Below are 4,427 nucleotides of genomic sequence, written 5' to 3'. Positions count from 1 at the left end.
GATGAAAAAGCTTTTTGGCTAGTTCAGTTAAAATTTAATGCAAACCCCGCGCAATGCGATTATTCGGCTCGGCGCGAGTAGAAGACAAATAAAGCGCAAAGCCGCCCGCTCATGAATTTTGAAATTCTACGAAATTTTAAAATTTAGCCGTAAATTTAAAACGGGCGGAATCTCGACTGTAAAATTCTAAAATTCCGCCTGCGTAAAATTAAATTTTAAAACCCTCTATCTACCTGCACGCCTACGCCCACGCTAGCGCAGTTGCCGCTTTGCGGATCGCAGTCGCCGAAGCTTGTGACGCTACTGGATCTTTTCGAGCGGATTGTTCCCATATGCATAGGCACCGGCATGTTACGGCGCGAGCTTCCGCCAATCTCGCTATCGCTCATACTGCCAGAACTTCTCCTGCGAGAATAATCATCGCGAGGAGGTGGCGGTGGAGGTGGCGGTTTTATACCTCCGTGCGGAGGTGGTGGCATGCCGCCAGGAGGCGGAGGAGGTGGCGGCATCATACCACCAGGAGGTGGGGGTGGCGGAGGAGGCGGCATGCCGCCGCGTCTATCATATCCTCGTGGAGGTGGAGGCGGAAAAGTACCGGTTTCGGTAATAGTGATGCCGTTTCCGTAATTTTCCACGCGTCTATAAGTGGAGCCTCCGTAAACCGTGCGGGTGCGGGTCTTTTCGACCACGACTATGTCGCGCTCAGGCTGCACCGGCTGCTGCACGTTAGCTCTAGGCGATATTTCAAAGCTCTTCTGCAGTTTGGCGGTATCGTAACTTGCAAAGCCGTTGATGCCCTTTAGCTCATCTGCACTTGAAATTTCGCGCTTTTGGCGGTATTGCATAAGCATATCCGCCCTACCCGCATCAAGCCCACCGATCGTCATCAGCTCGTAGCGACTAGCTTCGTTTATGTTGATTTTCGCCGCGGCGAGGCTCACTAAAAGAGCCAAAATCACTAAATTTTTCATGTGCGCTCCTTTGTTGGAAGTTACTGAATTCTAAACCCTCACGATAAATCTTTGATTAACACGCAAGCAAAATTTTGCTACAATTGCCTATCTTATTTCAAAGGATCAACCGATGAACGGAATTTTGCTCCTATGCGACGAACCTGCCGCCTACCAATCCGAGCTAAAAAAACTAGATAAAATTTTATCCATGAGCTTTCACAACGTTTTGCAACTTTGCATCGCTGGCGACAATGCCCTTTTTAGCAGGAGCGAGCTTGAAAAAGCGCTCGCAAACGGGCAGGATGAGCGCGTGCGAAAGGCGGCGATAGAGCGCTTCGCACAGATTTTAGAGCAGTGTAATTTTGTGCTGGTTCGCGGCGCGGCGGGAGGAGATATACGCGAGCTAAATTTACAAATCGCCAAGGATCTAAATATCCCCGTTTGCGGATTTTATCCTAACGAAATTGCCGCGCGCATCGGCACGCGCTTGATCACCGCAGCAAAAGCGGTAAGCTTTGCCAGCGTATATGAGGATAAAATTTCATTTTCCGCGCTAAGATCTGCACAAGATGGCGCAAATTCTAAAAAATCGGAACTTTGCGACAAAAATTCTGCCTGCGAAAAGGGCGCAAAATTTCACGACGAAAATTTCGCTTGCCAAAGCAGCGCGATAGAGCTTGATAAAGTCATTACCGACAAAAGCTACTTCACTGACGCCGCAAACTCCACGCGCTGTGAAATTCTAACCCCATTGAAATTTGAAAGCAAGCTCTACGCCAAGGCTCGCGCGAACGTTAAAACCGTCGTGCTTCCAGAAAGCGACGACGAGAGAATTCTGCGCGCAGCTGCGATTATAAAACAAAGCGGCGCGGCAAATTTGATCCTTCTGGGGCGGCAAGACGAAGTGCAAAAAAGCGCAAGCAAGCTAGGGCTCGATCTAGCGGGCGTTAAAATTTTAGATCCGCAGACGGATGCGAGCTTAGAAAAATTTGCGCGCGATCTTTATGAGCTTCGCAAGGCAAAGGGCATGAGCGAAGCTCAGGCACGCGATTTAGTGCGCGATCGCACCTACTTCGGCACGATGCTCGTGTATGAAGGGCTGGCCGATGCGATGGTAAGCGGTGCCGGCACGACTACTGCGGAGACGATCCGCCCCGCGCTTCAGATCATCAAGACAAAGCCCGGCATCTCGAGCGTTAGCGGCGCGTTTATAATGTGCCTGGATACGCAGGCTCTGCTTTTTGCCGATTGCGCAGTGGCGCCGAGCCCGAGCGCGGAGTATCTGGCGGGTATCGCGATCTCAAGCGCCGCGACCGCAAAGGCGTTCGGGCTTGAGCCGCGCGTAGCGATGCTAAGCTACTCCAGCGGCGATAGCGGCAGCGGAGAGAGCGTAGAATTTATCAAAACGGCGACGCAAAAAGCGCGCGAAAAGGCGCCTGATCTCACAATCGACGGGCCGCTACAATTCGACGCGGCGGTCGATGCAGCGGTCGCATCGAAAAAGATGCCCGGCTCCGCGGTCGCAGGGCATGCGAACGTATTTATCTTCCCTGATCTTAACTGCGGAAATATCTGTTATAAGGCCGTTCAGCGCACCGCAGGCGCCGTGGCGATCGGGCCGATTCTGCAGGGCTTAAAAAAGCCGATAAACGATCTAAGCCGCGGCTGCAAGGTCGCCGACATCGTAAACACGATACTTATCAGCGCAATTCAAGCGGGAGAGAATTAATGGATATCCTAGTCATAAATTCCGGCTCGAGCTCGGTTAAATTTAAATTCCACGATATGCTAAATCACGCCTGCATCGCGAGTGGGCTCATCGAGGAGATCGGCTCGACGCACGCAAGCGGAAGTATCAATTGCGCCAATGGACGAGGCATAAAGGTTGAAAACGAGCAAATTCCAAATCACGAAACCGCGATTGCGATTGCGATTGATCTTTTAAAACAAAGCGGAGTAATCAACGATCTAACTCAAGTAGGCGGCATCGGGCATAGAATAGTCCAAGGTGCGGATTATTTCGACGCTCCTGCACTCATAGATGAGGACGTAATGGCTAAAATCGCCGAGCTTGCGCCGCTTGCGCCGCTACACAATCCCGCAAATTTAGCAGGCATCAAATCCTGCCTAAAGATCGCTCCTAAAATTCCAAACGTCGCGGTTTTCGATACGATCTTTCATCAAAGCATCCCACCGTATGCGTATATGTACGCGCTGCCGTATGAATTCTACGAAAAATACAAAGTTCGTCGCTACGGCGCGCACGGCACGTCGCATTGGTTCGTCTCGACGATGGGAGCGAAATTTTTACGTAAAAAATACGAAAACTTCAACGCCATTACGCTACATCTTGGCAACGGCTCGAGCGTGAGCGCCATAGAAAACGGCAAATGTATCGACACCTCAATGGGGCTAACGCCGCTTGAAGGCATCATCATGGGCACCAGATGCGGCTCGATCGATCCTGCGATCATCCCATACATCGAGCGCGTCGCGGGCTACAATGCGCAGGATATGGACGTCATAATGAACAAAAAAAGCGGACTTTTGGGCATCTGCGGCGCAAGCGATCTGCGAAAGGTATATGAAAAGATGGAAGGCGGCGAGCCGCGCGCGAAACTTGCGTTTGAGATGCTCGTGTACAGCGTCGTTAAGATGATCGGAGCGTATTATGCCGTGCTCGGGCGAGTGGACGCTTTGATCTTTACCGGAGGTATCGGCGAAAATGCGCCGCATTTTAGGCAAAATGTCTGCGAGAAGCTCGCACATATCGGCATCGAAATCGATGCAACAAAAAACGCAAAAAATACCGGCTCGATTAGAAATTTAAGCGCGGCGGATAGTAAAATCAAAACGCTCGTAATCCCTACCAACGAGGAGCTGGCGATCGCCGAAGCCACGGTCGATACGATCAACAAAAACTCCGCGCAGATCGACTATCAGAAATACTCGGAATTTTAAATTTAAATTTTATTTAGCAGGATTCCGCGGTTATTTCGCGAGCAGCAACGCCAACTTGCTTTTTTGTTAGGCAATTAAATTTTGGGTCTTGGCTGTGAGCTTGCGTGAAATGAAAGGGCTTTCTTTATTTTAGTGGCTTTCTGGCTAAGACGATACGAGAAATTGCTACGCTACGCGCGGGTTTAAATTTTATTTGTCGCTTCCGATAAGGCTTAAATTCTTGCTCGGAAGAGGCGGAGCGGAAGGGGCTATACTTGTGAAGCACCCTTTTACTTTGCTTCGGCTAGCCGCCCAAACCCCACCTACCCCACTGCACGTTAGAGGTGGCAAAGCTTTGTTTTTAAAAAAGCATTGCTCGGTTAAATTTAATAAATTTTATTTATAAAAAATAGGGATTTCCTTAAATTACAGTAATCCCTATTTTTATTTCAATGAATTGTTATTTCACTATATCATTTGTTTCTTTGTCCAATTTATTTTGAGTCATCAATTAACCATTTTCCATTTTGTTTT

General features: G+C 49.4%; 3 protein-coding genes. 2 read left to right on the top strand and 1 reads right to left on the bottom strand.

Annotation, left to right across the window (positions count from 1 at the left end):
- Positions 1-215 precede the first annotated feature (215 nt).
- On the bottom strand, positions 216-971 hold the full coding sequence (locus tag Q0372_RS02380; protein WP_298102084.1) for a helix-hairpin-helix domain-containing protein: 756 nt from the start codon (positions 969-971) through the stop codon (positions 216-218).
- A 112-nt stretch (positions 972-1,083) separates the two neighbouring features.
- On the opposite strand from Q0372_RS02380, the gene pta reads away from it, so the two are divergent.
- On the top strand, positions 1,084-2,682 hold the full coding sequence (pta, locus tag Q0372_RS02375) for a phosphate acetyltransferase (protein WP_298102080.1): 1,599 nt from the start codon (positions 1,084-1,086) through the stop codon (positions 2,680-2,682).
- A complete protein-coding gene (locus Q0372_RS02370) occupies positions 2,682-3,914 on the top strand; it encodes an acetate kinase (protein WP_298102077.1) in 1,233 nt (410 codons plus the stop codon). Before pta ends, Q0372_RS02370 begins: the two co-directional genes overlap by 1 nt.
- Positions 3,915-4,427: the final 513 nt, after the last annotated feature.

The organism is uncultured Campylobacter sp., from assembly GCF_937997405.1.
Taxonomy (GTDB): domain Bacteria; phylum Campylobacterota; class Campylobacteria; order Campylobacterales; family Campylobacteraceae; genus Campylobacter_B.
Note: the sequence above shows the minus strand (reverse complement) of the source record. Positions and strands in the feature narration are given on the sequence as shown.